Genomic DNA, 23,659 nt, shown 5'->3' with positions numbered 1-23,659 from the left:
CGGGGACGAGGACCCTCCCGGGCGCGGTTTCGACGACATCGGCGTCCCGAGGGCGCCGCGGGGCCCGACGACGGAAGGGTCGCCGAGGGGGTCGCCAGCAGGCCGGACGGGCCTACGCTGGGAGTCCGCGCTCCCGACGGAGGGGCGCGAGCACCTCGGAAGGGCGTGGTCGGCGATGCGGGCGATCTGGAAGGGCGCGGTCTCCTTCGGGCTGGTCAACGTGCCGGTGCGGCTGTACTCGGCGACCGAGAACCACGACGTGCAGTTCCGTCAGGTGCACCGCGAGGACGGCGGGCGGATCAAGTACAAGCGCACCTGCTCGATCGACGGCGAGGAGGTGTCGTACGACGACATCGCCAAGGGCTACGAGACCGAGGACGGCGACATGGTCGTCCTCACCGACGACGACTTCGCCGACCTCCCCTCGAAGACGAGCAAGGAGATCGGGGTCACCAAGTTCGTCCCGTCCGACCAGATCGACCCGATGTGGCTGGACAAGAGCTACTACCTCGAGCCCGACAGGTCCGCGACCAAGCCCTACGTCCTCCTGCGCGACGCCCTCGAGAGCGAGAAGCGGATGGCGATCGTCACCGTCTCGATCCGCACCCGGATGACGATGGCCGTGCTGCGGGTGCGCGACGGGGTCATCGTCATGCAGACGATGCTGTGGCCCGACGAGATCCGGGCGGCCGACTTCGCCCATCTCGACGACGACCAGAAGGCGTCCAAGCAGGAGATGGACATGGCCAAGATGCTCATCGACCAGCTCGCCGGCGACTACGAGCCCGACGACTACGAGGACGACTACGCCCTCGCCGTCAAGGAGCTCGTGCGCGCGAAGGTCGAGGGCGGCGAGGTGCGCGTCAGCGCACCCGAGGAGGAGGAGTCCGGCGAGGTCGTCGACCTGCTCGCGGCCCTGGCCCGCTCGGTCGAGAAGGCCAAGGCCGGTCGCGGCGAGGCGCCCGCCGCCGCGTCGAAGGCGCCCGCCGGCGCGGCGCGGAAGGAGACGGCGAGCACGACCGCCCCCAAGAAGGCGACCGCGAAGACGACCGCCAAGGCGACCGCCAAGAAGTCCGCGGCGAAGAAGACGACGGCCAAGAAGAGCGAGAAGAAGGCCAGCTGACCCGTGCCGGCTGCGCGCGGCCGTCCGACCGTCCAGGACCGCTCGGTCCCGCCGCACGAGCAGGACGCCGTGGGCGGACCGGTGCGCGGCGCCCTGGCGGACGCGGGCCTGACGACGTGGGAGCAGGTCGACGCGCTCGGCGACGGCGAGCTGCTCGCCCTCCACGGGGTCGGCCCGAAGGGCGTGCGGCTGCTGCGCGCCGTGCCCGACGCCCCCGCCTAGGCTGGGGCCATGCCCGAGGGTCACACGCTGTTCGCGCTCGCCCGCGACCTCCACGAGGCCTTCGCCGGGTCCAGCCCCGAGGTGAGCAGCCCGCAGGGCAAGTTCGCCGAGGGCGCCGCCGAGCTCACCGGCCGCGAGCTGCTGCGAGCGACCTCGCGCGGGAAGCACCTGTTCGCCGAGTTCGCCGGCGACCGGTGGCTGCACGTCCACCTCGGCCTCATCGGCAGCTTCACCGTCGACAGCCACGCGTGGACCGCGGAGGTCCCCGTCGTCGGTCAGGTGCGGCTGCGGCTGCGCACGAACGAGCACGTCGCCGACCTGCGCGGACCCACCCTGTGCGAGGTCGCCTCCCCCGAGCGGGTCGACTCGGTCCTCGCGAGCCTGGGCCCCGACCCGCTGCGGGCCGACGCCGATCCCGACGTCGCGTGGGCCCGGATCCGCAGGTCGTCGCGCTCGGTCGCGGAGCTGCTCATGGACCAGTCGGTCCTCGCCGGGGTCGGCAACGTCTACCGCTCCGAGGTGCTCTTCCGGCACCGGCTGTCGCCGTTCACGGAGGGACGCCGGATGAAGCGCGCCTCCTGGCGGCTGGTGTGGGCCGACCTCCAGCGCCTCATGCCGCTGGGGGTCACGACGGGGCGCATCGTCACCGTCGAGGACCAGGTGCTCGACGTCGAGGCAGCCCTGGGCCGCGGGGAGGTCCCGCGGCTCACCGAGCGCCGGTCGTCGGTCTACAAGCGCGCCGGACAGCCGTGTCCCGTCTGCGGGTCGAAGGTGCGCACGCAGGTGGTCGCGGGGCGCAACCTCTTCTGGTGCGGCCGCTGCCAGCGCCGCACCTGACCGCCCCAGGCCCCTGGGGCTGACGGCGGCCCCGTCCGCCCCGTGACGGCCGGGCCCCCACAAGCCGCGGGCAAGGAGGGCCCAAGCGCCTGACCCCACGGTGCTGCCATGAGCACCCTCACCCGTCCCCCCGTCCAGCGCGTGCCCCCCGTGGCTCGCCCCACCCGGTCCTGGCGCTCCCCCGTGCGCAGCGCGCTCCTCACCGGCGCCGCCGGGGTCGCCGCCGTCACCACCGCCGTCCTCGTGGCTCCCCACGTCCCACGGGACCCGCTGCTGCACGACGTCGCCCTGCTCGGCCACCTGACTGCGCTGGCCCTGGGCTTCGGGGCCGTGCTGCTCCTCGACCTCACCGGCGCACGCTGGATGCTGGGCCGCGTCACCCTCGCCGACACCGCCCGGCTCGCGGCCCTGGCCCACCCGGCCATCTGGCTCGGGATGGCCGGTCTCGTCCTCACCGGCGGGCTGCTGCATCCGGACCCGACCTCCGTCCTGACCCAGGGCAAGCTGCTGGCCGTCGTCGTCGCGTGCGCCAACGGCGGCTACGCGACGAGCCTCGGGCACGAGGTCGCCACGGCGGCCGCCCGCGCGCCGCACCTGCCGCGAGGGCTCCTCCTCCGAGGGCTGGTCGCGTCCGGGGTGTCCCAGGGCGCCTGGTGGACCGCCGTCGTCGTCGGCTGGCTCAACGCCCGGTCCTGACCCCCGAGCCCGCCGAAGTGCGGCCCAAGCAGCCCCACCCGGACCCCAAGCCCGGTCCAAGCGGTCCCGACCACCGTCGACCCAGGACGCCACGACCGGCGTCTCCACCACGAGCTCCACACCGAGAGGAACCACCATGAGCACCACCCGAGGCCTCACCGCCACCGTCGCCGTCCTCGCCGCCGCCACCGTCGGCGTGCTGGCCGCCCAGCCGGCCCTCGCCCACGGCGACGCGCCCGCCACGCCCGAGGTCCGCAGCGCCCTCGCGAAGACCCGCGCCGGGGTCGCCGCCTACCACCGGGTCGACCGGGCCCTGGCCGCCGGCTTCGTCCCGGCGACGGAGTGCGTCCAGGGCATGGGCGTGCACTACGCCGACCTCCCGCGGCTCTTCGACGGCGGGGTCGTCGACCCCTCACACCCCGAGGTGCTCGTCTACGAGCCGCAGGCGGACGGGTCGATGCGCCTCGTCGCCACCGAGTTCATCGTCGTCGACGAGGGGCAGGCGCGGCCCACCTACGCCGGGGTCCCCTTCGACGGACCCAGCGTGCTCGGCGGGCTCCCCGTGTACACGCTGCACGCCTGGGTCGGGCTGCACAACGCCCACGGCATCTTCACGCCGCACAACGAGGCGTCGACCTGCGGCTGACCTGCCCCGACCCAGGGCCCCCGGCGACGCACCCGTCGCCGGGGGCCCTGCTCGTCCGACGGGCCGCCCGGGCGCCCCCGGGCGGCGCCTGGACGGGGGCTCTTGTCGCTATGCCAACAGCGAACACGGAACACGCGTGGCGCGTGCCCGCGTTGGACCCCTCGATACGAGGCGTCGTCCGGCGACCGGACCACTCGCGAAAGCGGGGGTCGGCTCCCAGCCGGCGCGACTAGCATCGAGGAGACTCGACGTCAGGAGAAGCACCATGTTCGAACGGTTCACCGACCGCGCTCGGCGCGTCGTCGTGCTCGCCCAGGAGGAGGCACGGGGGCTCAACCACAACTACATCGGGACCGAGCACATCCTCCTCGGCCTCATCCACGAGGGCGAGGGCGTGGCCAGCAAGGCCCTCGAGAGCCTCGGCATCTCGCTGGAGGCCGTCCGCGAGCAGGTGCAGGAGATCATCGGTCAGGGCCAGCAGGCCCCCACCGGTCACATCCCGTTCACGCCCCGGGCCAAGAAGGTCCTCGAGCTGAGCCTGCGCGAGGCGCTGCAGCTCGGCCACAACTACATCGGGACCGAGCACATCCTCCTCGGCCTCATCCGCGAGGGCGAGGGCGTCGCCGCCCAGGTCCTCGTCAAGCTCGGCGCCGACCTCTCCCGCGTCCGCCAGCAGGTCATCCAGCTCATCTCGGGCTACCAGGGTGGCAAGGAGGGCGCCTCCTCCGGGTCCGGCGCCACCGCCGGTGGCCCCGCCGAGGGCACCCCGGCCGGCTCGCTGGTCCTCGACCAGTTCGGCCGCAACCTCACCTCCGCCGCCCGCGAGGGCAAGCTCGACCCCGTCATCGGGCGCGAGAAGGAGATCGAGCGGGTGATGCAGGTGCTCTCGCGCCGCACGAAGAACAACCCCGTCCTCATCGGGGAGCCCGGCGTCGGCAAGACCGCCGTCGTCGAGGGCCTGGCCCAGGACATCGTGCGCGGCGAGGTCCCCGAGACCCTCAAGGACAAGCAGCTCTACACCCTCGACCTCGGCGCGCTCGTCGCCGGCAGCCGCTACCGCGGCGACTTCGAGGAGCGGCTGAAGAAGGTCCTCAAGGAGATCCGCACCCGCGGCGACATCGTCCTGTTCATCGACGAGATCCACACCCTCGTCGGTGCGGGTGCGGCCGAGGGCGCCATCGACGCGGCCTCCATCCTCAAGCCGATGCTCGCCCGTGGCGAGCTCCAGGTCATCGGGGCGACGACCCTCGACGAGTACCGCAAGCACATCGAGAAGGACGCCGCGCTCGAGCGCCGCTTCCAGCCGATCCAGGTCGCCGAGCCCACGCTGGCCCACGCGATCGAGATCCTCAAGGGCCTGCGCGACCGCTACGAGGCGCACCACCGGGTGTCCATCACCGACGGGGCGCTCGTCGCCGCGGCGAACATGGCCGACCGGTACGTCAACGACCGCTTCCTCCCGGACAAGGCGATCGACCTCATCGACGAGGCGGGCGCGCGACTGCGCATCCGCCGGATGACCGCGCCGCCGGACCTGCGCGAGTTCGACGAGCGCATCGCGTCCGTCGTGCGCGAGAAGGAGTCGGCGATCGACGGGCAGGACTTCGAGAAGGCCGCGCGCCTGCGCGACGACGAGAAGAACCTGCGCAACGAGAAGGCCCGCCGTGAGGCCGAGTGGAAGTCCGGCGACATGGACGTCATCGCCGAGGTCGACGAGGAGCTCATCGCCGAGGTGCTCGCCGCCTCGACCGGCATCCCCGTGTTCAAGCTGACCGAGGAGGAGTCCAGCCGCCTGCTCCACATGGAGGACGAGCTGCACAAGCGCGTCGTCGGCATGGACGAGGCCATCAAGTCGCTGTCGCAGGCCATCCGCCGCACGCGCGCCGGCCTGAAGGACCCCCGCCGTCCGGGCGGCTCGTTCATCTTCGCCGGCCCCACGGGCGTCGGGAAGACCGAGCTCGCGAAGACGTTGGCGGAGTTCCTCTTCGGCGACGAGGACAGCCTCATCCAGCTCGACATGTCCGAGTACAGCGAGAAGCACACCGTGTCGCGGCTGTTCGGCTCGCCCCCCGGCTACGTCGGCTACGAGGAGGGCGGGCAGCTCACCGAGAAGGTGCGCCGCAAGCCGTTCTCCGTCGTGCTCTTCGACGAGGTCGAGAAGGCCCACCCGGAGATCTTCAACTCGCTGCTCCAGGTGCTCGAGGACGGCCGCCTCACCGACTCGCAGGGTCGGATGGTCGACTTCAAGAACACCGTCATCATCATGACGACCAACCTGGGCACCCGCGACATCTCCAAGGGCTCGCTCGGCTTCTCGGCCGGCCCCGACACCCGGTCCGACTACGACCGGATGAAGGCCAAGGTCATCGACGAGCTCAAGCAGCACTTCCGCCCGGAGTTCCTCAACCGCGTCGACGACACCATCGTCTTCCCGCAGCTGAGCCGGCCGGAGATCGTGCAGATCGTCGACCTCGAGATCGCCAAGCTCGACAAGCGCCTCAAGGACAAGGACATGGGCCTCGAGCTCACGCCCGCGGCCAAGGACCTGCTGGCGATCAAGGGCTACGACCCGGTGCTGGGGGCGCGGCCGCTGCGCCGCACCATCCAGCGCGAGATCGAGGACGTGCTCTCCGAGAAGATCCTCTTCGGCGAGCTGAAGTCCGGCGAGATCGTCGCGATCGACGCCACGGGCGAGGAGAAGGACGCCACCTTCACCTTCGAGGGCACGCCGCACTCGCGGGCCATCGAGGTCCCGGTCGTCGTCGCCGAGGGCTGAGCCCCGCCCCACCCGCGGTACCCGGAGGGCCCCGACCACACGGTCGGGGCCCTCCGGCCGTCCCACCTGCGGTCTCGCGCCCCTCCTTGACCGAACATTTGCCGTCCCTTGACCCAACCCAAGCACCACGTGCCCCAGACTTGGACGTGCAAGGGCCTCCGGGGCACCTTGCGCGCGCGGCCCGCCACCACCCCTGCGGTGGCGGGCCGCCACCTTCTCCGCCTTTCCGGGACCGGAGAGGGTGCCGGCGCCGCCGGCGAACCCCGCCCCGCTGTGCTCAACAGCGCGGGGTCGGCTCGGGTGTGCCGAGCCGGCGGCGCCGACACCCGGGACCCGCCCACGGCCTCGACGGCCGCGCACTAGGCTCGATCCGTGCCCGCGACCGACGACCTCGCCGCCCGGACGGCCGGCCCCTCGGCGCCGGTCGTCCGGGCGGCCCGCACCGCCGACGTCCGCGCCATCCGCGGCCTCGTGGCACCCCTGGCCGAGCGACGCGTCCTGCTCAACAAGGAGGCCGTCGCCTACTACGAGTCGGTCGGGGACTTCGTCGTGGCCGAGGTCGACGGGCAGGTCGTCGGCTGCGGCGCCCTCCACGTGCTCTGGGAGGACCTCGGCGAGGTGCGCACCCTCGCCGTCCACGAGGACGCGCTCGGCCTCGGGGTGGGGTCGGCCCTGCTCCAGCGGCTCGTCGAGCGCGCGGGCGACCTCGGCCTGTCCCGCCTGTTCTGCCTGACCTTCGAGACCGCCTTCTTCGCGCGGCACGGCTTCGAGGTCATCGAGGGGCAGGCCGTCGAGCCCGAGGTCTACCTCGAGCTGCTGCGCAGCTACGACGAGGGCGTCGCCGAGTTCCTCGACCTCGAGCGGGTCAAGCCGAACACCCTGGGCAACACCCGGATGCTCCGCGTCCTGTGACCCTCCGTGTCGCCGACCCGGGGGGTCAGGCGCGCTCGGAGGGCGACGGCGTCACCTCGTGCGGTGCCGGAACGGGCGCCGCGCCCTGGGGCGTCCAGTCGGCCGGGACGACCTGACCGCCCCCCGAGGCCTCGAGGAGGCGCCGGCGCTCGGCCCCACGGGCGGCGGCACGGGGCCGTCGGCCGGCGACGACCCGGCGGGCCAGGAGCAGGGCGCCCACGAGGAGGAGGAAGGTCAGCAGCGGGACGGCGACCCCGACGAGCAGCGCCGTGTCGGCCCGGCCCTTCGCGTCGTCGGCCACGGCGGCCGCCTCGTCGAGCCGGCCCTTGCCGAGCAGCCCCACGGACTCCAGCGTCCGGTCGTCGACGCCGAGCAGCGCCGCGCCGAGCTCGCTGAGCGGGTCGCGGTCGGCCGAGGCCGCGCGCTCGGCCTCGCCGACGGCGCGCACGGCGGTCGCGGCCTTGGGCAGCGAGGCGGCCAGCGCGGCGTACTGCTCGGGCTGGTCGGCGGCCTCGTACGAGGTGCGGATGACGTCGGGCACCTCGGTGGCGGTGGCCTCGGCCGCCTGCTGCACCGCGACGGCCCGCGCGCCGAGCGCGGCGACCTGGCCGCGGACCGTCGCGGCCCGCTCGAAGTCCCACGCGGTCATCGCGTCGCGCAGGCCCTCCGGGGGCAGCCACGCGCCGTCCGCCTCGTCGAGGGCGGCGTACGCGGTCCGCTCCCTGGCGCGCACCGGCAGGTTCTCGCGCTCGTCGTCGGTGAGGGCCCAGCGCGAGAACACGGCGGCGGCGTCGACCCCGGCACGGGTCTCGAGGAGGTCGAACCAGCGCGCCCACGTCGTCCGCCCGCTGTCGGGGTCGCGGGTCCCGGCGGGGTCGTAGGCGCGCTCCCCGCGCACGGCCGCCCCGACGACCGCGGCGAAGGCCTCGTCGTCGAGCCGGCGGGTGAGGTCGCGGGTGGCGCGGTAGGAGGCGGGGTAGGCGAACGCCTCGATCTCGCCCGACCGGTCGTCGGCCGACCCGCCCCACTCGTTGAGCGGCAGCGCGTCCTTCGACGACGGGCTGACCGAGGGGTGGCTGCGGGCCTTTCCTCCGGTGGCCACGACGGTCCGCTCGGCGACCACCTGGGCCAGGCCCTCGGACACCCAGCGCTCGGCGAAGCGGTCGCCCTGGAGCCAGGCGTGCGAGAGCTCGTGGAAGATCAGGTCGGCGTCGAACTGCTCGCCGACGACGATCTCGTCGTCGGACGGGTCGAACCAACCGTCGTAGCCGTACACCGAGGGAGCGGTGTCCTCACGGATCCGCTCGAGCCCACCGGGCCACGGGTTCCCGACGAGCCTCTCGAGCACCGGCACCCCGGCCGTGACGCGGTCGGCGACGAAGTCGACCCACCGGGGGTCGTCGCGGAAGCCGCGCAGCACCAGCGTCGTGCCCGCGACCTCGACGGTGCGCTCGTCGGCCTGCTTCGGGTCGCGCAGCGACACCACGGCGAAGAAGCCGCCGTCGGGGTCGCTGCTCCTCGCCGTGTGCGTCGTCGTCGACCCCTTCGCGGAGGCGCTGAACGCCTCGCTCGTCGCGTCGAACGACATCGAGCTGGGGGCGACGACCTCGACGGTGTTGCGTCCGACGTCACCGACGCCGTAGACGGCGAACGAGGCGTAGCCGCGGCCGACGCGGGTCGAGTCCTCGGACCGGGGCGCCTCCCCCGGCACCTCGAAGGTCAGCTCGATGGTCCGGCTGCGGCCGTAGAGGAGGTTCGGGAACGAGATCCGGGCGAGGCGGGTCGAGGCGTCCTCGGTCCTGCTCAGCGAGACCGGGAGGGACGTGCCGTTGCTGCGGGCGCGAGCCTTCTCGGCCCCGGCCGGGACGGGGACCGAGAACTCGTTGTAGAAGTAGTAGGTGTCGCCGCGGTCGGGGGTGACGTTGCGCAGCTCGATGGTGATGGTGGCCTCGACCGTCGTGCGCTTCGCGTCGACGACGTACCGGCTCGTGGCCCCGGTGGCCAGGCCCTCGTCGGCGACGGCCGCCGGGGCGAGCACCGCCGTCGCGGCCGCGAGCGCGACGACCCACGGCGTGCGCCTTCTCGTGTCCCCCACGACCGTTCTCGTTCCTCCGCTCGACCCGCCTGACCGCCGTGCGGCGTGCCGGGACCAGCGTAGGCGCCGCGGCCCCCTCGGTCAGCCGCTCGCCGCGGAGTGGCGCGGGTTCCGGGCCGGCAGGGCGGGGTGTGCGGGCACGGGGAGCGCAGGGCGTCGGGTCAGCGGAGGCGGTCGAGCATCGCCTGCATCTGGCCGACCTGCTTGGTCTGCGTGACCGAGATGTCGTCGGCGGTCTCCTCGACGTTCTCGTCGACGGCGTTGCGCAGGTGCGCGTCGATCATCTCGATGGCGCCGCGGTGGTGGCGGATCATCAGCGTGAGGAAGAGGCGGTCGGCCTCGACCCCCGTCGCCGACGCGAGCCGGTCGACCTCGGCGGCGGTGGCCATCCCCGGCATCGAGTGGGCGCCGTGGTCGGTGAGGTTGGGGTTGGTGGCCTCCGGAGGCACCTGCTGTCCGCGACCCTCGAGCCAGCGGGCCATCGCCCCGATCTCGGGCTCCTGCTCGTCGCCGATCCGGGAGGCGATCCCCTCGACCTCGGGGTCGGTGAGGTCCGGGAGGACGGCGCGCACCATGACGAGGGCCTGCGCGTGGTGGACGATCATGTCCTGGAAGAAGCGGGCGTCGCTGGCCGAGGCGGTGGGGGTCGTCGTCGGGGCGGCGGCGGACCCGGTGAGGGTCGCGTTCGGCTCTCCGGGCCGTCCGGGCTGGAGCACGGGGACGCTCGGGCTGCCGGCCGTCACCGCCGGCAGGGACCGGTCCTCGCTCGTGCACCCGGCGAGGCCGATGACGCCGACCACGCCGACAACGCAGCACCGCACCGCGATTCGAGCGGTCACGGGACGTCGGGACGCGGAGGGCAGGGTCGTCACGGGCGCCACTCTAACCGCGGTCTCGACGACGACGATCTTTACGTTCTCCTGACTCTATGAACCTGCTGTGTGGGGCAAACTCGGGGAACCCCACACCCTTGCCGACGTGCCGCCACGCTCCGTGACGTCGCCCGGCCGACACACACGAGGTGGACATGAAGCGCATGCGACTCCTTGCGGTTGCAGCCGTCGGGACCCTGATGCTCGCGACAGGAGGTGTCGCCGGCGCCGCCGGGCCGAAGGACGGCCTCGGGGTTTCGGGCACCGCCCTGGCGCCGGACCAGGTCGGTTACAGCAAGAACATGAAGCACATGAGCAACACCCCGCACGTCGGCCCGTTCGCCGGCCAGTTCGGCACCGACCTGGCCTTCCAGGACGACCGGGCGTACGTGGGGAACTACCAGGGCTTCATCATCTACGACATCTCCGAGCCGTCCGCCCCGAAGACCCTGGCGCAGGTCGACTGCCCCGGGTCGCAGAACGACATCAGCGTGCGCGGGAACCTCGTGTACCTGTCGACGGACTCCTCGCGCTCCGACGACAGCTGCAAGAGCGTGAGCCAGTCGGTGAACAACCCCGCCTCGTGGGAGGGCATCAAGATCTTCGACGTCTCCGACGTGACGGCGCCGAAGTACATCAAGTCGGTCGAGACCAAGTGCGGCTCGCACACCCACACCGTGGTGCCCGGCAGCGACGCCGACTACCTCTACGTCTCGAGCTACGGCCCCTCGGCCGCGTCGGCTGACTGCAAGCCGCCGCACGACCTCATCTCGATCGTCAAGGTGCCCCACGCCGACCCGACCACGGCCAGCGTCGTCGCGACGCCGGTCCTCTTCCCCGCGGGCGGCAACACCAACACCTCCGGCTGCCACGACATCACCGCCTACCCGAGCAAGAAGATCGCCGCGGGCGCGTGCATGGGCGACGGCGTCATCATGGACATCTCGAACCCCGAGGCGCCCAAGGTCATCGAGACGGTGCGCGACACCAACTTCGCGTTCTGGCACTCGGCCACCTTCAACGCCGACGCGAGCAAGGTCGTCTTCACCGACGAGCTCGGCGGCGGCGCCGGCGCGACCTGCACCGCGGAGGTGGGTCCGAACCGCGGCGCCAACGCGATCTACGACCTGTCGGCCTCGAACGACCTGACCTTCAAGTCGTACTACAAGATCCCGCGCCTGCAGAACACCACCGAGAACTGCGTCGCCCACAACGGCTCGATCATCCCGGTCAAGGGCCGCGACGTCATGGTGCAGTCCTGGTACCAGGGCGGTGTCTCCCTCTGGGAGTTCACCGACTCCACGGCGCCGAAGGAGCTCGACTACTTCGAGCGGGGCCCGCTGGTCCCGACCAACCTCGGCGGCACGTGGTCGGCGTACTACTACAACGGGTTCGTCTACAGCTCGGACATCCAGAAGGGCTTCGACGTCCTCATGCTCAAGGACCCGACGCTGCGCAAGGCCAACTCGGTCAGGCTGAGCGAGTTCAACGCCCAGACCCAGCCGGTCTACCCCATCAAGTGACGTAGCGGCTGACGACGCGGAACGGCCCGCCCCTTGCAGGGGGCGGGCCGTTTCGCGTGCAGCCTCAGGGGCGTGTGACCGTGACCGGGTCGCCGGGGCGCACCCGGCCGGGGACGACGACGCGGGCGTTGAGGCCGCGCAGCCGCAGGGGACGGCCGACCTCGCCGTTGACGAAGCGCATCGCCTCGGGGCCGAAGCGCTCGACGAACTTCGCGCACCCGGTGTGCGGCTGCTCGGTGACCTCGATGACGGCGCCGCGCCCCCGGGGGTCGCCGATGGTGAGGCGGGTGCCCGCGGGGAGGTTGTCGTGCGAGAGGTCGAGGTCGACGTGAAGCTGGTCCCCGGCGAGCGCCCGGCGCCCCGGGTCGACGGCGAGGAAGGTCGAGAGGGGGCCGTTCATGACGTTGAGCTGCATGTCCGGGTGGGGTCCGCCGTCGGGCGTACGCGTGCTCCCCCGCTGCACCCACGAGTCGCCGACCAGGCCCTCGGCGAGGTCGAGCTCGCCCTCCTCGAGGACCTCGCGCTCCCCGGGGAGCGGGCGGCGCACGACGAGCTCGAGCGTGCCGACGTCCTTCGGGGCGGCCCGCAGGGTGGGGAGGAAGCCGTGGAGCTCCTCCGGCGTGCGGTGGGCCGGGGCGGGCGCGGACCCGCCGGCGACGGGTGCCTCCGTGACGGTCATGGCTCCAGCGTGACGCGCTCGCGCGGGGCGGCGCCACCGCGTTCCGCCAGCCGGGCGGCCCGCCGGCCGTGACGGGCGGTCGGCCGCGCCGTGACGGGCGGTCGGCCGCGCCGTGACGGGCGGTCGGCCGCGCCGCGACGGCTCAGGCCGGGAGCCGGAACCGCTCGCCCTCGACGGGTTCGAGCAGGCCGTCCTCGACGAGCGAGGCGATGCAGCGCTCCACCTGTCCGGCGTCGTCGCCGGCGCCGTCGAGGTCAGCGCGGGACACTGCTCCCGGGGCGTCGCGCAGCACCTGGAGGACGGCCCCGCGCACCTGGCGGTCGGTGCCGTGCCACGCCTGCCCCCGCCGGACCGGTCCGTCGTGCTCGGGCCGCCCGGCCAGCACCCAGGCGCAGCGGTCGAGCAGCGGACACTGCGGGCACCGAGGCCCGCGGGCCCGGCAGACCACCGCCCCCAGCTCCATGACGGCGACGTTCCACGTCGAGGCCTCGGCGTCGTCCTCGGGCACGAGGGCGGCGGCGAGACGGGTCTCGGCGACGGTCAGCGCGGGGGCGGCGTGCTCGCGGCCCTCGAGCGCCCGCACGAGGACACGCCGGACGTTGGTGTCGACGACGGTGGTGCGCCGGCCGAACGCGAACGCGGTGACCGCGGCGGCGGTGTAGGCGCCGATCCCGGGCAGGGCGCGCAGGAGGGGCTCGTCGTCGGGGACGACGCCGCCGTGCCGCTCGACGACGGCGACGGCGGCCTCGCGCAGCCGCAGGGCCCGGCGCGGGTAGCCCAGCCGTCCCCAGGCGCGCACGACCTCCCCCGGCGTCTCGGCGGCGAGGTCCGCGGGGGTGGGCCAGCGCTCCATCCACGCGGTCCACACCGGCGCGACCCGAGCCACCGGCGTCTGCTGGGCCATGACCTCGGAGACGAGGACCCCCCACGGCGTGCACTCGGGGGTGCGCCACGGCAGGTCGCGGGCGTTGGCCGCGTACCAGCCCAGGACGCGCTCGTGGAGGACGGCGGCCTCGGCCGGGGTGGGACCGGTGGGTCCGGTGGGGCCGGTGGAGCGGGGCACAGCCAGCGGGGTCAGACGTACCGCTCGAGGATGCTCGACTCGGCGAGCCGTGACAGGCCCTCGCGGACGAGGCGGGCCCGGCCCTCGCCGACGCCGTCGACGTCCATGAGGTCGTCGATGTTGGCGGCGAGCAGCTTCTGGAGGCTGCCGAAGTGGCCGACGAGGCGGTCGACGATGGCGCCCGGGAGCCGCGGCACCTTCGACAGGAGGCGGTGGCCGAGCGGGCTCACCGAGGAGTCGAGGGCGTCGCCGACGATGGTGAAGCCCATGGCGCGGGCCCCGGCGGAGGGGTCGAGCAGCTCGGTGGAGTCGATCGCCGTGAGGTTGGCGATGGCCTCCTCGAGGGAGTGGCCGGCCTTGGCCTCGGGCAGGTAGTCGCGCATGACGAGCCCGAGGTCGTCGGAGAGCCCGCCGGTCAGCTCCTCGAGCTGGAGGCTGAGCAGGCGTCCGTCGGTGCCGAGCTGGACGACGTAGTCGGCGATCTCGTCCTTGATCCGCCGCACCATCTCGAGGCGCTGGAGGACGTTGGCGACGTCGCGGACGGTGACGAGGTCCTCGATCTCGAGGGCCGAGAGGGTCCCGGTGACCTCGTCGAGGCGCGACTTGTAGCGCTCGAGGGTCTGCAGGGCCTGGTTGGCGCGCGAGAGGATGGCGCTGGAGTCCTCGAGCACGACCCGGCGGCCGGCGACGTAGAGCGCGATGATCCGCATCGACTGGCTCACCGAGACGACGGGGAAGCCGGTCTGCTTCGCCACCCGCTCCGCGGTGCGGTGCCGGGTGCCCGACTCGCTCGTCTCGATGTTCGGGTCGGGGACGAGCTGGGTGGCCGCGCGCAGGATCCGGGTGACGTCGCGGTCGCAGACGATGCCGCCGTCCATCTTGGCGAGCTCGCGCAGCCGGGTGGCGGAGAACTCGATGTCGAGGGGGAAGCCGCCGGTCGAGACCGTCTCGACGACCCGGTCGTTGCCGAGGACGATGAGGGCGCCGGTGCGGCCGCGCAGGATCCGCTCGAGGCCGTCGCGCAGCTCGGTGCCGGGGGCCACGGCCGCGAGGGTGGCGCGCAGGAGCTCGTCGTCGCTCGGCTGTGCCGCCACGATGGCTCCTTCGGTGTGTCGTCAGGCCCCCGGGACCGCGGGGAGTCCAGCAGGGGGAGGCGGTCGGTCCGCAGTCGGTGAGCGCATCCTATCCGGCGGTGCCGCCGCCGCGCCGGGCCGAGCGGCGTGCGAGAACCCGCGCCGCTCGACGTGACCCCCGACGGCCCGACGTCAGCGGCGGACGAGGTCGTGGAGGGCCCGGCCGACGGCCTCGGCGACCGTGGCGACCTCGAGGACGGCGATGCCGTCGGGGACCGGGCCGGCACCGAGGACCCCGGGGGGCACGACGGCGCGGGTGAACCCGAGCCGGGCCGCCTCGGCGAGGCGGCGGTGCGCCCCGGTGACCGGACGGACCTCGCCGGCCAGCCCGACCTCACCGAAGGCGACGGTGCCCTCGGGCAGCGGCAGGTCGGTGATCGCGCCGGCGAGGGCGAGGGTGACCGCGAGGTCGGCGGCCGGCTCGGTGAGGCGGACGCCGCCCACCGTGGACAGGTAGGCGTCGCTGCCGCCGATGGGCGCCTGGGCCCGCTTGTCGAGCACCGCGAGGATCATGTTGACCCGGGCGGTGTCGAGCCCGCTCGTCGCGCGGCGCGGGGTGGCCAGGCTCGAGGACGTCACGAGCGCCTGCACCTCGGTGACGAGCGGCCGGCGGCCCTCGAGGGTGACGGTGACGCACGTCCCCGCGACCGCGGCGGTGCGACCGGAGAGGAAGAGGCCGCTGGGGTCGGTGAGCCCGACGATGCCGACGTCGGACAGGTCGAAGCAGCCGACCTCGTCGGTGGGGCCGTACCGGTTCTTCACCGCCCGCACGAGGCGCAGCCGCGAGTGCCGGTCGCCCTCGAACTGGACGACGACGTCGACGAGGTGCTCGAGGACCCGGGGCCCGGCGATGGAGCCGTCCTTGGTGACGTGGCCGACGAGGAGCACGGCGATCCCGCGCGCCTTGGCCACCTGGATGAGGGAGGCGGCGACCTCGCGGACCTGCGAGACGTTGCCGGCCGACCCCTCGACCTCGGCGCTGCTGATGGTCTGCACGGAGTCGACGACGAGCAGCTCGGGGCCGACCTGCTCGACCTGCGCGAGGAGGGTCGCGAGGTCGGTCTCGCTCGCGAGGTAGAGGGTGCGGGCCATCGCCTCGATCCGCTCGGCGCGCGAGCGCACCTGGGCGGCCGACTCCTCGCCGCTGACGTAGAGGACGGTGCGGTCGCCGTGCTCGCCCGAACGGGCGGCCCGCGCCGCGACGTCGAGGAGGAGCGTGGACTTGCCGATGCCGGGCTCGCCGGCGACGAGGACGACGGCGCCCGGGACGAGACCGCCCCCGAGCACGCGGTCGAACTCGGCGACGCCGGTGGGGCGGGCGACGGCGTGGGTGACGTCGACGTCGCCGATCGGCAGCGCGGGGCGCTCGATGGAGGCGGCGGGGGCGGTGCGCGCCGTGACGGCTCCGGCCTCGGCGACCGTCCCCCAGGCCTGGCACTCGCCGCAGCGGCCGACCCACTTCGCGGTCTGCCACCCGCACTCGGAGCAGCGGTACGCGGCGGCACCACGGGTGGTGCGTCGGGTCGTCGAGGCCATGGCCCCACGGTAGGCGGGCCTGCCGACAGACCCGCCCCCATCCCGCGGCGTGTGCTCAGGTGGTCGGCGGGACGACCACCTGAGCACACGCGGCGGGTTCGGGCGGGGCTGAGGGGCCCCGGACGCGACGAGGCCCCCGGACCGTGGTGGTCCGAGGGCCTCGTGCGCGGGCCGCGACTAGCGCGGCGGGGTGTCGGCGTCAGCCGGCGACGACCTCGAGCGAGACCTTGGCCTGCACCTCGGGGTGCAGGCGGACGAGCGCCTCGTGGGTGCCCGTGGTCTTGATCGGGGTGGGGACCTCGATGGTGCGCTTGTCGAGGTCCGGCCCACCGGCGGCCTTGACGGCGTCGGCGATGTCAGAGGTCTTGACGGCGCCGAAGAGGCGGCCGCTCTGGCCGGCGTGCGCCGGGACCGTGACGGGCTTGGACTCGAGGTTGCCCTTGATGGACTGCGCCTCCTCGAGCGACTTCACCGCGCGGGTCTCGCGACCCTTGGCGATGGCGTCGACCTGCTTCTGGCCGCCCTTGGTCCACGCCGTCGCGAGACCGCGGCGGAAGAGGAAGTTGCGGGCGTAGCCGTCCTTGACGTCGACGACGTCACCGGCGGTACCGAGGTCGGAGACCTCGTGGGTCAGGATGACCTTCATCGTTCTGGCTCCTTCTCGGGTCAGCGGGCCGAGCTCGAGTACGGCAGGAGCGCCATCTCGCGCGCGTTCTTCACGGCGTTGGCGATGAGGCGCTGCTCCTGCACCGTGACTCCGGTGACCCGACGCGCGCGGATCTTGCCGCGGTCGGAGATGAACTTGCGCAGCAGCGCGGCGTCCTTGTAGTCGATGTTCTCGACCTTCGCCGCCTTGAGCGGGTTGGCCTTCTTCTTGGGCTTGCGAATGGCGGGCTTGGCCATCGTGGTGCTCTCCTTCTGCCGGAGGTGTCCCGGCGGATGAGCCCTGGTCTCCCAGGGATGGTGTCGTTCTGTGGTGGGGCGTCACGTCACGGGCGTGGCGCGGGCCCCGGTGTCGGTCGGATCAGAAGGGGGGCTCGTCGTAGCTGGGAGCCTGGCCCCAGCCACCCTGCTGCCCACCCTGGGGCTGCTGCGGCGCCTGCGGGGCGGGGGCGCCGCCCTGCTGGCCACCGAAGCCGCCGGCCTGACCGCCCTGCGGAGCGGAGCCACCAGTGGCCCAGGGGTCGTTCTGCTGGCCGCCGAAGCCGCCGCCGCCCTGGCCGCCGAAGCCACCACCCGAACCGCCGCGCTCGGCCTTGGTGACCTTCGCGCTGGCGTAGCGCAGCGAGGGGCCGACCTCGTCGACGTCGAGCTCGATGACGGTGCGCTTCTCGCCCTCCTTCGTCTCGTACGAGCGCGACTTCAGCCGGCCCGTGACGATGACGCGCGTGCCCCGGTGGAGGGACTCGGCCACGTTCTCGGCCGAGTCACGCCAGATGGAGCAGCGCATGAAGAGGGTCTCCCCGTCCTTCCACTCGTTGGACTGCCGGTCGAACGTGCGCGGCGTGGACGCCACGGTGAAGTTCGCGACGGCAGCCCCCGAGGGGGTGAACCGGAGCTCGGGGTCGGCGGTGAGGTTGCCGACGACGGTGATGGTGGTCTCGCCTGCCATGGGTCAGGGGGCTCCTTCGGATTCGTTTCCGATGGTGACGTGTGGTGGAGGGACGGCTCAGGCGCCGGGGCGCATGAGCTTGGTCCGCATGACCGACTCGTTGAGGCCGAGCTGGCGGTCCAGCTCCTTGGCCGTCGCCGGCTCGGAGGTGAAGTTGACGACGGCGTAGATGCCCTCGGACTTCTTCTTGATCTCGTAGGCCAGACGGCGCCGGCCCCAGATGTCGACGTTGTCGACGGAGCCACCATCGGTGGTCACGACCTTGAGGAACCGGTCCAGGGAGGGCTGGACGGTTCGGTCATCGAGCTCCGGGTCGAGGATGACCATGAGTTCGTACTGACGCATGCGTTAACCCGCCTCCTTCGGTCTGTGGCGGTCACGGTCCTTCCGTGACAGGAGGGTATGCAGCGCTGCCGACAGCACCGCCGTGGTTTTCCACAGGGCGCCGGGAGGGCAACCTGGCAAGGGTACCGGCCGGGAGGGCCTGCTCCCAACTCGTCGCCGTCCACGCCTGGCGGGCGACCCATACCAGGGCCCCCACCCGCACCGCGAGGGCGATCGCGTACCAGCCGGGCGGGATCCCCTTGGCCGTGTCGGTCGCCGCCGCGAGGTGCGCGTAGAGGGCGATGCCGTGGACGGCCTCGGCCCCCGCCCACAGGAGGTGGTCGCGCCACCGCAGCCCGGCGAGCGCGGCGAACGGCAGCACCCACAGGGCGGCCGCGGGGGCCAGCGACGGGCCGGTCGCGAGGAGGGCGACGAGGCCGACGACCGCGACGGCGCCGACGCTCGGGCGCGGCCGGCGGGCCGCCAGGACGGTGAGGACGGCCGCGAGGGCGAGACCGAGGACGGCGACGAGGGCGACCTGCCCGGCGCCCACCGGGTGCCTGGCCAGGGTCGCGAGGTACAGCAGCGATCCCGGGCCCGAGCCCTCCTCGAACCAGGCGACGACGGGCCCGGTGAGCGTGCGGGGGTCGAGGAGCGCCACGACGGCGACGACGCCGGCCACCGTGCCCAGGGCCGCGACGAGGAGGCGGCGCGCGGCCTCCCGACCTCCGGGCCCCGGCACGACGAGCAGCGCGAGGAGGACGACCACGGCGGGCAGCCCCCCGAGCACCGACAGGCCGGCGAGCACGCCGGCCACCCGGGTCCGGTCGCGGCTCCACGCCCGGACCGCACCCGTCGCGAGGGCGACGGGGACGAGCGTCGGGGCGAGCAGCACGGTGAGGGCGAGGACCGGCGAGAGCGCGAAAACGGCCGGGTCGGCGGCGGGATGGCGGCCGGTGGTCCCGACGGCGACGACGAGCGCCGGGAGGACCACCGCCGCGAGGAGCACCCAGAGGGCGAGGAACCAGCGCTGCTGGACCAGCGCCTCCCCGGGTGCGAGGCCGGCGAGCAGGGCGTGGACCGCCCCCGTGACGACCGGCTCGTCGACGCGGACCGAGCCGGACAGGTAGGCGAGCAGGCCCCGGCCGAGGTCGGCGCCCGTGACGTCGGCGACGAGCGGGGAGGCGCACTGCCGCCACAGCGGGGTGCGGCCCGCCCACCCGGTCGACAGGCACGCGGTCTGCCGGAGCACGGCGGCGGCCAGGGGGAGGGCGAGCAGGAGGACGACCGGCGCGAGCGGCGCGAGCGGACCGGCCGCACGGGGACGCAGCCGGCGCCCCGCGCGACCTCCGAGCGGTCGGCTCGGGGTCGGGCGGGGCGCCGGCTCGCGGTCGGCCCCCTCGGCGCTCACCGTCCGCGTCGGGTCAGGGGACGATCGGCGAGATCGTCGGGGACGGCTGCGGCGGACCCGGACTGGGGTTGCCGTTCGACTTGGTCTCCGACGGGGTCGGTACCGGCTCGGCCGTGGTCGGGGCCGGCGCCGACGTCGACGGCTCGGGCTCGGGGGCCGTCGTGACCGGCGGCGGCGGGGGCGGCGGCGGGTCGGCGTCGGGGTTGATGTTGGCCGCCTTCGGGAAGGGCTCGACCTCGGTCTTCTCCAGCGCCACCTTCATGAACGCGGTCCAGATGCGGGCCGGGAAGGTGCCGCCGGTGATGTCGCCCTCGCCCGGGAGGTCCTCCATCTTCAGCTCCTCGCCCTTCTCGCCGCTGCGGAAGAGCCCGACGGCGGCCTGCAGCTGCGGGACGAAGCCGTTGAACCAGGCCGAACGGAAGCTCTCGGAGGTGCCGGTCTTGCCGGCGGCGGGGCGACCGAGGTTCTCGCCGACGTAGCGGGCGGTGCCGCCGTCGACGGGCTCCTGCATGGCCGTGATGACGTCGGCCATGAGGTCCTTGTCGAAGACCTGCTGGGTCTTGCGCTTGACCTTGATCGTCGGGACCGTCTCGTCGACGAAGCGGATCTCCTTGATGATGTAGGGCTCCGCGCGCTTGCCCTGGGCCGCGATCGTCGCGTAGGCGTTGGCCATGTCGAGGACCGTGACGTAGTCGGTGCCGAGCACGTTGGACATGTTGGGCGCGAGCTTGCTGCGCACGCCGGCGTCCTGGGCGGCCTTCATCGACTTCTCGGGGCCGGCCTCGATGTTGAGCTCGGCGTAGACCGTGTTGACCGAGCGGCCGGTGGCGCGCAGGAGGTCGATCCGTCCGAAGGACTCGTCGCCGAAGTTCTTCACCCGGCCGCGGCGGCCGTTGGACGTCGAGGCGTTCGGGTCGGCGAACTCCTCGAAGTACTGCGGGCTGCTGCCGTCGAAGCGGGTCTTGAGGCTGACCTTCTCGGACTGGAGGGCGGCAATCAGGGTGAAGATCTTGAACGTCGAGCCGGCCTGCATCTTGTCCTGCGTGGCGGCGTTCTGCTGGCGCTTGGAGTAGTCCTCGCCGCCGTAGAGGGAGACGATGCCGCCGTCGCCGGGCTTGACCGAGGCCATGCCGACGTGGACGTCCTTGGCCTCGGGCCGCTCCTCCTTGATGGCGTCGACCATCGCCCGCTGCTTGACGCGGTCGATCGTCGACACGATCCGCAGCCCGCCCTTGTTGATGTCGTCCTCGTCGATCTTGTACTTGGCGATGATCTCGTTCTTGACCATCTCGGTGAGGTAGCCGGTCGGGCCGCTCTGGGAGCGCTTCTGGTACGGCTTGATCTCGGGGAAGGTGGCCTTCGCGCGGTCGGCATCGCTGAGCCAGCCCTCGCGGACCATGGCGTCGAGGATGAGGCCAGAGCGCTCCTTGGCGTTGGCCTCCTGCTCGTCCCCGAGGGCGGGGTCGTAGAACGACGGCCCGCGGATGACAGCGGCGAGGAAGGCGCTCTCGGCGGGGGTCAGCTTCGAGACGTCCTTGCGGAAGTAGGCCTTCGACGCGGTCTGGATGCCGTAGGCGCCGCGGCCGTAGTAGATGGTGTTGAGGTAGTTCTCGAGGATCTGGTCCTTGGACTGCTGCTTGTCGATCTTCAGCGAGATGAGGATCTCGCGGGCCTTGCGCGACAGGGTCCGGTCCGAGGTGAGGAAGTAGTTCTTCACGTACTGCTGGGTGATCGTCGAGCCACCCTGGGTGGCCTGGCCGCCCTTGACGGCGACCCAGACGGCGCGGGCGATGCCCGTCGGCGAGATGCCGTTGTTGCTGTAGAAGTCCTGGTCCTCGGCGGCGAGCATCGCCTTCTGCATGCTGTCGGGGACCTTCGAGAGCGGCACCGACTCGCGGTTGCCGTCGGCGTCGGAGAGGCGGGCCATCTCGGTGCGGCCGTCGGCGAAGTAGACGATGGAGGCCTGCGCCGTCGCGATCTCGTTGGGCTTCGGGACGTCGGTCATCGCGTAGGCCACGCCCACGCCGATGAGGCCGAGGACGAAGAGCACCGCGGCCGTCCAGAGCGCGCGGATGGTCCACGTGCGGCGGCGCGAGCGTGCCGGGGCGGCTCCCGCGGGACGGCGGCCGGCGGGCCCGGTCGAGCGGGCGGCGCCTCCGGCGGAGGGGGCGCGGCCGGATCGGGCGGCCTTGGCCTCGGCGCGGGTACGGGGCTTGCGGGTGCTCATGCGACTCCGGGGACGAGGATCGGGGACGGACCCGCGTCCGGGTCCACAGGACGTGCGGTCCAACGGCCAGTATGACCGTACTGCTGGGGGAAACCTGAATCGTGAGCGCCCGGCGGGGGCCCGTCCCTCAGGATCACGATGTATCGCGTCGATATATCTGTGTTAGCGTCCTGCTGACAAACGACGACGATGTCCGGTGGGTTCCCGAGCCCGCCCGGGACGAGGAGGAGAGCCGTGGTCAGCCGCCGCGCCCACCTGCTGGAGTTCGCCGTGCTCGGCCTGCTCCACGAGGGCCCGACCCACGGCTACGACCTGCGCCGCCGCCTCAACACCGCGCTCGGCCCCTTCCGCGCGCTGTCGTACGGCACCCTCTACCCGGCGCTGAAGGGTCTGCTCGTCCGCGGACTCATCGCCGAGGCTCCCGAGCTGCCCGCCGGCTCGAGCAAGCGCCCCCGCGTCGTCTACGAGCTGACCGCCGCCGGCAAGGAGCACTTCGCGGGCCTCGTGGCCCGCGCCGACGCGACGGCGTGGGACGACGACGGCTTCGACGTCCGGTTCGCCTTCTTCGCCCGCACCGAGCACGAGGTGCGGCTGCGCATCCTCGAGGGGCGTCGCTCACGCCTCGAGGAGGACCTCGACCGGGTCCGCACCGCCTCCACCCGCTCGCGCGAGCGCCTCGACGCCTGGACCTCCGCCCTGCAGCTGCACGGCGAGGAGCAGACCGAGCGCGAGGTCCGCTGGCTCAGCGAGCTCATCGACGCCGAACGGCGCCACCCCACCGACCCCGGCCCCCAGCCGTAGCCCCGGTCGCCGCACCGTCGCGGCGCCCGGACCGTCCGTCCACCCACCACCCGACCACCAGGAGACACCCATGGGTTCCATCCGCGTCGCCATCGTCGGCGTCGGCAACTGTGCGTCATCGCTCGTCCAGGGCGTGCACTACTACCGAGACGCCGACCCCACCGCCACCGTCCCCGGCCTCATGCACGTCAACTTCGGCGACTACCACGTGCGCGACGTCGAGTTCGTCGCCGCGTTCGACGTCGACGACAAGAAGGTCGGCAAGGACCTCGCCGAGGCCATCAACGCCTCCGAGAACAACACGATCAAGATCGCCGACGTGCCGACCACCGGCGTCACCGTCCAGCGCGGCACCACCCTCGACGGCCTCGGCAAGTACTACCGCCAGACGATCGACGAGTCCGGCGCCGAGCCGGTCGACGTCGTCGCGGCGCTGCGTGACGCGAAGGTCGACGTCCTCGTCTCCTACCTGCCCGTGGGCTCGGAGCACGCCGACAAGTTCTACGCCCAGTGCGCCATCGACGCCGGCGTCGCGTTCGTCAACGCGCTCCCCGTCTTCATCGCCTCCGACCCCGAGTGGGCCGCCAAGTTCGAGGCCGCGGGCGTCCCCGTCATCGGCGACGACATCAAGAGCCAGGTCGGTGCCACCATCACCCACCGCGTCATGGCCAAGCTGTTCGAGGACCGCGGCGTCACGCTCGACCGCACCTACCAGCTCAACGTCGGCGGCAACATGGACTTCAAGAACATGCTCGAGCGCGAGCGCCTGGAGTCCAAGAAGGTCTCCAAGACCCAGGCCGTCACCTCGAACCTCACCGGCTCGCTCGCCGGCCTCACCGACAGCCGCAACGTCCACATCGGCCCGTCCGACTACGTCGCCTGGCTCGACGACCGCAAGTGGGCCTACGTCCGCCTCGAGGGCCGCGCGTTCGGCGACGTCCCGCTCAACCTCGAGTACAAGCTCGAGGTCTGGGACTCCCCGAACTCGGCCGGCATCATCATCGACGCCATCCGCGCGGCGAAGATCGCCAAGGACCGCGGGGTCGGCGGCGCCCTCCTCTCGGCGTCGTCCTACCTCATGAAGTCCCCCCCGGAGCAGCGTCCCGACGACGTCGGCCGCGCCCGGCTCGAGGCCTTCATCGCGGGCACCGAGGAGCGCTGACCTCGCGCT

General features: G+C 72.9%; 22 protein-coding genes. 10 read left to right on the top strand and 12 right to left on the bottom strand.

The window, feature by feature from the left end; genetic code table 11:
* Positions 1-175 precede the first annotated feature (175 nt).
* The 7 genes from ACFWN3_RS10900 (at position 176) to ACFWN3_RS10870 (ending at position 7,212) form a co-directional block, all read left to right on the top strand.
* Positions 176-1,123 (top strand): Ku protein, encoded by a 948-nt coding sequence (locus tag ACFWN3_RS10900; protein ID WP_377639463.1) that lies wholly within the window; start codon positions 176-178, stop codon positions 1,121-1,123.
* Between the two features lie 3 nt (positions 1,124-1,126).
* Positions 1,127-1,345 carry a hypothetical protein gene (locus ACFWN3_RS10895; protein WP_377639461.1) on the top strand — a complete coding sequence of 73 codons (219 nt, stop codon included), beginning with the start codon at positions 1,127-1,129 and terminating at the stop codon, positions 1,343-1,345.
* 9 nt (positions 1,346-1,354) lie between these two features.
* A complete protein-coding gene (locus tag ACFWN3_RS10890; RefSeq protein WP_377639459.1) occupies positions 1,355-2,182 on the top strand; it encodes an Fpg/Nei family DNA glycosylase in 828 nt (275 codons plus the stop codon).
* A 108-nt stretch (positions 2,183-2,290) separates the two neighbouring features.
* Positions 2,291-2,878 (top strand): hypothetical protein, encoded by a 588-nt coding sequence (locus ACFWN3_RS10885; RefSeq protein WP_377639457.1) that lies wholly within the window; start codon positions 2,291-2,293, stop codon positions 2,876-2,878.
* 136 nt (positions 2,879-3,014) lie between these two features.
* On the top strand, positions 3,015-3,524 hold the full coding sequence (locus ACFWN3_RS10880) for a hypothetical protein (RefSeq protein ID WP_377639455.1): 510 nt from the start codon (positions 3,015-3,017) through the stop codon (positions 3,522-3,524).
* Between the two features lie 265 nt (positions 3,525-3,789).
* A complete protein-coding gene (locus ACFWN3_RS10875; RefSeq protein ID WP_377639453.1) occupies positions 3,790-6,300 on the top strand; it encodes an ATP-dependent Clp protease ATP-binding subunit in 2,511 nt (836 codons plus the stop codon).
* Between the two features lie 372 nt (positions 6,301-6,672).
* Entirely contained in the window at positions 6,673-7,212 is a 540-nt protein-coding gene (locus ACFWN3_RS10870; protein WP_377639452.1) for an amino-acid N-acetyltransferase, read from the top strand.
* Between the two features lie 25 nt (positions 7,213-7,237).
* Here ACFWN3_RS10870 and ACFWN3_RS10865 read toward each other — a convergent pair whose 3' ends face one another.
* Together ACFWN3_RS10865 and ACFWN3_RS10860 are read right to left on the bottom strand one after the other, a co-directional pair.
* Entirely contained in the window at positions 7,238-9,307 is a 2,070-nt protein-coding gene (locus ACFWN3_RS10865) for a hypothetical protein (RefSeq protein WP_377639450.1), read from the bottom strand.
* 161 nt (positions 9,308-9,468) lie between these two features.
* A complete protein-coding gene (locus tag ACFWN3_RS10860) occupies positions 9,469-10,107 on the bottom strand; it encodes a DUF305 domain-containing protein (protein ID WP_377639448.1) in 639 nt (212 codons plus the stop codon).
* A gap of 227 nt (positions 10,108-10,334) precedes the next feature.
* Between ACFWN3_RS10860 and ACFWN3_RS10855 the strand changes: the two genes are divergently transcribed.
* Positions 10,335-11,702, top strand: a complete 1,368-nt coding sequence (locus tag ACFWN3_RS10855; protein ID WP_377639446.1) for an LVIVD repeat-containing protein — start codon at positions 10,335-10,337, stop codon at positions 11,700-11,702.
* Positions 11,703-11,766: 64 nt separating this feature from the next.
* On the opposite strand, the gene ACFWN3_RS10850 is transcribed toward ACFWN3_RS10855, so the two are convergent.
* From ACFWN3_RS10850 to ACFWN3_RS10805, 10 genes are all read right to left on the bottom strand, one after another.
* Positions 11,767-12,381, bottom strand: coding sequence for a hypothetical protein (locus tag ACFWN3_RS10850; RefSeq protein ID WP_377639444.1), 615 nt, complete (start codon positions 12,379-12,381; stop codon positions 11,767-11,769).
* Between the two features lie 142 nt (positions 12,382-12,523).
* Positions 12,524-13,444 carry an A/G-specific adenine glycosylase gene (locus tag ACFWN3_RS10845; protein WP_377639442.1) on the bottom strand — a complete coding sequence of 307 codons (921 nt, stop codon included), beginning with the start codon at positions 13,442-13,444 and terminating at the stop codon, positions 12,524-12,526.
* Between the two features lie 11 nt (positions 13,445-13,455).
* On the bottom strand, positions 13,456-14,538 hold the full coding sequence (gene disA, locus ACFWN3_RS10840) for a DNA integrity scanning diadenylate cyclase DisA (RefSeq protein WP_377639441.1): 1,083 nt from the start codon (positions 14,536-14,538) through the stop codon (positions 13,456-13,458).
* Positions 14,539-14,709: 171 nt separating this feature from the next.
* A complete protein-coding gene (gene radA, locus ACFWN3_RS10835; RefSeq protein WP_377639439.1) occupies positions 14,710-16,113 on the bottom strand; it encodes a DNA repair protein RadA in 1,404 nt (467 codons plus the stop codon).
* Between the two features lie 199 nt (positions 16,114-16,312).
* On the bottom strand, positions 16,313-16,759 hold the full coding sequence (gene rplI / locus ACFWN3_RS10830; RefSeq protein ID WP_377639437.1) for a 50S ribosomal protein L9: 447 nt from the start codon (positions 16,757-16,759) through the stop codon (positions 16,313-16,315).
* Between the two features lie 20 nt (positions 16,760-16,779).
* Entirely contained in the window at positions 16,780-17,016 is a 237-nt protein-coding gene (rpsR, locus tag ACFWN3_RS10825; RefSeq protein ID WP_377639435.1) for a 30S ribosomal protein S18, read from the bottom strand.
* Positions 17,017-17,137: 121 nt separating this feature from the next.
* On the bottom strand, positions 17,138-17,725 hold the full coding sequence (locus tag ACFWN3_RS10820; protein ID WP_377639433.1) for a single-stranded DNA-binding protein: 588 nt from the start codon (positions 17,723-17,725) through the stop codon (positions 17,138-17,140).
* 57 nt (positions 17,726-17,782) lie between these two features.
* The gene (rpsF, locus tag ACFWN3_RS10815; RefSeq protein WP_377639432.1) at positions 17,783-18,070 is read right to left on the bottom strand and encodes a 30S ribosomal protein S6; all 288 of its coding nucleotides are present in this window, start codon (positions 18,068-18,070) and stop codon (positions 17,783-17,785) included.
* Positions 18,071-18,101: 31 nt separating this feature from the next.
* A complete protein-coding gene (locus ACFWN3_RS10810) occupies positions 18,102-19,460 on the bottom strand; it encodes a hypothetical protein (protein ID WP_377639430.1) in 1,359 nt (452 codons plus the stop codon).
* 13 nt (positions 19,461-19,473) lie between these two features.
* On the bottom strand, positions 19,474-21,687 hold the full coding sequence (locus ACFWN3_RS10805; protein WP_377639428.1) for a transglycosylase domain-containing protein: 2,214 nt from the start codon (positions 21,685-21,687) through the stop codon (positions 19,474-19,476).
* A 234-nt stretch (positions 21,688-21,921) separates the two neighbouring features.
* Here ACFWN3_RS10805 and ACFWN3_RS10800 point away from each other — a divergent pair, with 234 nt between their 5' ends.
* Entirely contained in the window at positions 21,922-22,488 is a 567-nt protein-coding gene (locus ACFWN3_RS10800) for a PadR family transcriptional regulator (RefSeq protein WP_377639426.1), read from the top strand.
* A gap of 70 nt (positions 22,489-22,558) precedes the next feature.
* Positions 22,559-23,650: an inositol-3-phosphate synthase gene (locus ACFWN3_RS10795; RefSeq protein WP_377639424.1), complete on the top strand. Its 1,092-nt coding sequence runs from the start codon at positions 22,559-22,561 to the stop codon at positions 23,648-23,650.
* Positions 23,651-23,659: the final 9 nt, after the last annotated feature.

The organism is Oryzobacter terrae, assembly GCF_042756445.1.
Lineage (GTDB): Bacteria > Actinomycetota > Actinomycetes > Actinomycetales > Dermatophilaceae > Oryzobacter > Oryzobacter terrae.
The sequence above is the reverse complement of the archived record's forward strand: the minus strand, read 5'-3'. Positions and strand labels throughout refer to the sequence as shown.